This window comes from Mameliella sp. AT18 (genome assembly GCF_028807275.1).
Taxonomy (GTDB): domain Bacteria; phylum Pseudomonadota; class Alphaproteobacteria; order Rhodobacterales; family Rhodobacteraceae; genus Antarctobacter; species Antarctobacter albus.
Map to the genome: position 1 here is coordinate 1 of NZ_JARAMO010000253.1, position 4926 is coordinate 4926.

Here is a 4926-nt window from a genome sequence, read left to right on the forward strand (position 1 = left end):
TCGAACCCTCGAGACGGTTTCCCGCCTACACACTTTCCAGGCGTGCGCCTTCGACCACTCGGCCACCTCTCCGTCGACCCGTTTAGCAAGGACTGTGCGTCGGCTGCAAGAGGCATTCCGACCTTGATTTCCTGTCCTCGGTTTTGACGGCGGATAGCGCTGTTGCGTCAGACTTGCATCTCCAAGGCCGCGCGCCGCACTCTGTGGCACGAGAGGCAAGGAGGGCAGAGATGTTTGCGCGGAAGCAGTTGAAATACGAGGCGGTGGATCTGCCCGACCGGGTTTCCATGCCGGATGAGGAGATGGTCCGGGCGGCAGCGGAGTTTCACGACCGGATGAAGCAACGGCACTCGGTGCGGGAGTTCTCTGACCGTTCGGTGCCAAAAGAGGTCATCGAGGACTGTATTCGTGCCGCCGGAACGGCGCCGTCCGGGGCCAACCACCAACCCTGGCATTTCGTGGCGATCTCGAACCCGGGGATCAAATCGCGCATCCGAGCCGCCGCCGAGGAAGAAGAGCGCCGCTTCTATGATGGGGCGGCGGGCGATGAATGGTTGCGGGCGCTGGAGCCGATCGGCACAGGGCCGGAGAAACCGCATCTTGAGATCGCGCCGTGGCTGATCGTGGTTTTTGCGCAGCGTTATGGGCAGTTCGACGATGGTACGCGGTTCAAGAACTACTACGTTCCCGAAAGCGTCGGCATCGCCACCGGCTTTCTTCTGGCGGCGTTGCATCATGCTGGGCTGGTGTCCCTGACGCATACACCCAACCCTATGCGGTTCCTGAACGATCTTCTGGAGCGGCCCGATTCCGAAAAGCCGGTGATGATCCTCGCCACGGGCCACCCCGCGCCGGACGCCAAAGTGCCCGCCGTGGCCAAGATCAAGAAACCCCTGGACGAGATCCTGACCCTGGCCGAGTAGTCGCCAGGTGTCTTAGCTGGCGACCTGTTCGCGCAGGATCGAGGCGGTCAGCGAGATCATCAGGTAGATGCCGCCGAAGATCAGGAAGGCCAGCATCGTATTCTCGAACTTGCGGGGATAGCTGGGGTCTTCCGAAGGGACGGGCACCACGGATGTGGTCAGGTAGCGGGCCTGGCTGTCGGCGTCGCGGCGGGCCTGTTCCAGGCGTTCCAGTGCCGTCTGCAACATCAGGTCTCGGGTCGAAAGATCGGCCTCTGCCAGCTTGATCTGTACCGCCACCTCGGCCAGGGAATCCTTGCCCGTGGTCGCCGTCGTCATCTCTCGGTTCAGTCGGTCCAGCAGGGCCTCAAGCCGTCGGATGTCGCCCTGCGCGCCTTCGACCTTGGCCTGGTTCGGGCGGCTGTTGTCCAGCAAGGCCTGCAGTTGCAGTTGTTTTTCCTGCAGCTGCAGCTCGTAGGTGTTGATCTGCGAGCGCAGCGCTGCAATCCGGCCTTCGGGGTCGACGACATTGCCTTCCTGTTGCATGCGGACCAGCTTTTCCTGCGCTTCGCGGCGGGCGGATTCGGCATCTATCAAGCCTTCCTCGGCGTCCTTGACCGCGTTGGACCGCTTGCGCAGCGAGAGATTGTCCACCCGCTCCTCGGCGTAACCGATCAACGCGCTGGAGAAATTGGCGGCGATCTGTGGGTCGGCGGCCATGACCTCCATCTTGATGACGCCCTCTGTCGGATCATAGCCAATCTGGACGTGACGCTTGTAAAGCGAATAGGCCTCTTCGTTTGTCGGCTCCGGGTCCAGCCGCTGGATCGGGTCGATGAAGCCTTGGGTGAAATGCGACTTGAACCCCTCGTCCCGGTCCAGGCGCAGCATGGCATCCTTGGAGGTCAGGTAGGATTGCACTGCGATGGCATCCTGGTTGGTGGCAAATTGCGTGCCCGAGAACAGCGATCCCATCGCACCGCCCGAGCTTTCTGCCTTGAGGATCAGGAATTCCGACTTGGTCGAATACATCGGTGTCGCCACGGCATAGAAATAATACCCGGCGATGAGGGTCGGCAGCAGGACGAATGCCGCCAGCCGCACCATCAGCAGCATCATCTTCTTGCGGCGCCGCGCGGCCAGTTCGCGCTGGATCTTGAGGATTTCGGCGGCGCGTCGTTCGGCCGGGCTGACGGTTTCGGTCGAGGGCAACTGTGCCTTTTCCAGCTTCACGGTCTGGGGCAGTTGCACCCTGGGTTCGGGTTTCGATTGCGGCGGTGAAGCGGGCTTTTCACCGGGTTCGGCCTGAACCAGTTCCAGCATGTTGGTGCGCTGGAACGGGTCGATCCCGCGTTCACGCAGCAACCGCACGGCATCGAAATCCGATGTTGCCTCAAGCCCGTGCTTGTTCGCGACGCGGCGGGCCATGCGCAGCTGGCGCCCGGTCAACCCTTCGGCGCGGATCGAGTCGATATCCGTCTCTCCGGCGACCTGGCGGGGCGAGGCCACCTCTCCACTGCGGGCCTTGGACGCCGTCCCGGCGTTCGAGAACTGCGGTCGCCCCGCCGGGGGCGTTGGGGGCGGCGCCACTGCCGGGTCGGAACGCTCGGTCTCGGCACCCTCGCCGGACAGGGCGGCAGCGGCCGGTGAACGCCGAATGCGGAACTTCTTAGCCTTCGGTTTCATAGTCATAGAGCCGTTTCGCTTCTTCCAGGGTGTCGAACATGTGCATCTTGCCATCCATCAGGACAGCCGCCTTGCGGGCGAATTTTTCCAGCACCTTGGGCTGGTGGCTGACGATGATGATCGTCGTCGTGCGCAGCCTTTCGGCCAGGATGTCCCCGGCGCGCTTGTTGAAGGCGGTATCGGTGGAGTTGGGCATGCCCTCGTCGATCAGGTACATGTCGAAATCCAGCGCCAGCATCAGGGCAAAGGTGAACCGGGCCCGCATGCCAGAGGAGTAGGTGCCGATGGGCTGGTCGAAATATTCCTTCAGGTCGCAAAGCCAGCGGCAGAAGGATTCGACGTAATCCGGATCGAGTCCATAGAGCTTGGCGATGAAGCGGGCGTTTTCCTTGGCCGAGATCTTGGACACGACGCCGCCCATGAAGCCCAGCGGAAAGGAGACGCGGCAATTGCGCCTGATCTCGCCCTCGTCCGGTTTTTCCAGCCCAGCCATCATCTTGATGACGGTGGATTTTCCGGTGCCGTTCGGGGCCAGGATGCCAAGGGACTCGCCAAGGTCGACACGAAAGGAAACCCGGTCAAGGATCACCTTGCGCTGGGCGCCTGTCCAAAAGGACTTGCTGACCATGTCGAACTCTAACATCTGGGTGCCCTGACTATACCCGGTTCCCTTGTAAATTGGTGTATGCGTCAAGTTGGTAGATAATTTGTTCACATTATGGCGCTGTCGCGAAACAAAAACAAACCGGGCCCCGCGGAGAGGCCCGGCAAGTCAACAATTCATCATGAATCTCAGGCGATGAGGCCCCAGGTCATGCCCGCAATCAACGATCCCAGTAGGGCGTAGCCAAGATAGGCGATGAACACCCGCGGCTTGACCAGCGCCCAGACCGCGATGGCGGCGGGGATGCAACTGACACCCCCGGCAAGGACAAAGCTCATCGCCGCGCCCGATGCCATGCCCTGCGCCAACAGCGCATCGACCAGCGGCACGGCGGCATAGCCATTCAGGTAGGCCGGCGCCCCGACCAGCGCGCCCAGCAGGACCGGCATGAACCCGGTGCCACCCAGCACGCCCGCGATCATGTCGGCGGGGATGTAGTGGATCATCAGCGCCTCGATGACATAGGCCAGAGTCAGCCACTTCAGCAGGAACAGGGCGTTCTCCAGCGCCGTGTCGCGGAAGGTCGCGGTGCGCTCGCTCTCTTGCCAAAAGGTCCAGACGGGTTTGCCGCTGAACGGTTTCTTGACGCCGCAGCAGCCGCCCACCTGCGGTTTCTCGCGCAGCGGATCACGGAAGACGGGGCTATTGGCCAGGGCCTTGGTCCCGAAGCCGCCCAGCAGGCCCAGCCCAACAGCGGCGACGGTCTTGGCCACGGCAAAGCCCCAGCCCAGCGTGCCCGCGGTGATGAGGAACATGGCCGGGTCCATCAGTGGCGAGGCCAGCCAGAAGGCCATGACCGCCGACAAGGGCGCGCCCACGGCCAGCAGGGCGGCGATAAAGGGGATCACCTCGCAGGAACAGAAGGGCGCCATGCCCCCCAGCAGCGCGGCCAGGAAGATCATCCGCACCTCGCGCCCCTCAAAGGCCCTGGCCAGCAGTTTTTCGGCCCCGGTGGCCTTGAGATAGGCCACCGCCAGCACGGCAAAGAGGATGAACGGGGCGGTATGACCAATGGCCCCTGCGGTGAACGTGACCGTCGGCCAGAACTGCGGCCAGTCGAACAGCGCGACAAGGGCCAGTAGCACGGCACTGGCCAGCCATGCCTTCGGAACCGGCGGCAGGCGGCGGGTTGCCGTCGTGGAGGTGTCAGCCATTCTGGATATCCTTGTGACAGATCGAGGCATCCGCGCAGCACTGGCGCAGCAAGTATTCGGACAGCGCCTCGACTTCCGAGTAATCGGCGGCGGCACAAATGATGGACCGTCCCTGCCGCGCCTGGGTGACAAGACCGGCGGCAGAGAGGATTTTCAGGTGATGGGTGAGGGTCGACCCGGTGATCCCGGTACGCTCACCCAATGCGCCGATGCTGAGTCCGTCGTGGCCGGCCCGCACCAGCGTGTGCAGGACCTGAAGGCGCTGCTCGGACCCAAGCGCGGCGAACTTCGAGGCCGCCGTTTCGACGGTCAGAGGTTGGGAATCGATCATTTTCATATTTCTAACATTGTCGAAATGAAGCCCGGGAGGCAACCCTTATTTCGAAATGTGTCGAAATGAATTGGCGGGACGCCCGCGATGACCCGCTTTGAGCGCGCGTTCCCCTCGCCGGAAGACCGGCCCAGGGCAGGCAACCCAACTTCCGCCCTGTCGTGTTTCTTTGGGCCGAAAATACCTCCG

At 62.8% G+C, this 4926-nt stretch carries 5 protein-coding genes; 1 reads left to right on the plus strand and 4 read right to left on the minus strand.

Features of this window, described 5'->3' with window-relative positions; translation table 11 throughout:
• Window positions 1–230: 230 nt before the first annotated feature.
• Entirely contained in the window at window positions 231–923 is a 693-nt protein-coding gene (locus PVW46_RS21620; RefSeq protein WP_043142564.1) for a nitroreductase family protein, read from the plus strand.
• A gap of 12 nt (window positions 924–935) precedes the next feature.
• Here PVW46_RS21620 and PVW46_RS21625 read toward each other — a convergent pair whose 3' ends face one another.
• From PVW46_RS21625 to PVW46_RS21640, 4 genes are all read right to left on the minus strand, one after another.
• Complete coding sequence (locus PVW46_RS21625) at window positions 936–2594, minus strand: KpsE/RkpR family capsule polysaccharide export protein (RefSeq protein WP_069211333.1); 1659 nt, start codon at window positions 2592–2594, stop codon at window positions 936–938.
• On the minus strand, window positions 2572–3231 hold the full coding sequence (locus tag PVW46_RS21630) for an ABC transporter ATP-binding protein (RefSeq protein WP_069211332.1): 660 nt from the start codon (window positions 3229–3231) through the stop codon (window positions 2572–2574). The genes PVW46_RS21625 and PVW46_RS21630 overlap by 23 nt, the downstream gene beginning before the upstream one ends.
• Before the next feature lie 149 nt (window positions 3232–3380).
• Entirely contained in the window at window positions 3381–4406 is a 1026-nt protein-coding gene (locus tag PVW46_RS21635) for a permease (RefSeq protein WP_069211331.1), read from the minus strand.
• On the minus strand, window positions 4399–4743 hold the full coding sequence (locus tag PVW46_RS21640) for an ArsR/SmtB family transcription factor (RefSeq protein ID WP_043142552.1): 345 nt from the start codon (window positions 4741–4743) through the stop codon (window positions 4399–4401). The genes PVW46_RS21635 and PVW46_RS21640 overlap by 8 nt, the downstream gene beginning before the upstream one ends.
• Window positions 4744–4926 lie beyond the last annotated feature (183 nt).

Excerpts from the sequence above, each read along its gene's own strand:
- PVW46_RS21620 (WP_043142564.1), top strand. The coding sequence starts at position 231 with ATGTTTGCGCGGAAGCAGTTGAAATACGAGGCGGTGGATCTGCCCGAC.
- PVW46_RS21625 (WP_069211333.1), bottom strand. The coding sequence starts at position 2,594 with ATGACTATGAAACCGAAGGCTAAGAAGTTCCGCATTCGGCGTTCACCG.
- PVW46_RS21630 (WP_069211332.1), bottom strand. The coding sequence starts at position 3,231 with ATGTTAGAGTTCGACATGGTCAGCAAGTCCTTTTGGACAGGCGCCCAG.
- PVW46_RS21635 (WP_069211331.1), bottom strand. The coding sequence starts at position 4,406 with ATGGCTGACACCTCCACGACGGCAACCCGCCGCCTGCCGCCGGTTCCG.
- PVW46_RS21640 (WP_043142552.1), bottom strand. The coding sequence starts at position 4,743 with ATGAAAATGATCGATTCCCAACCTCTGACCGTCGAAACGGCGGCCTCG.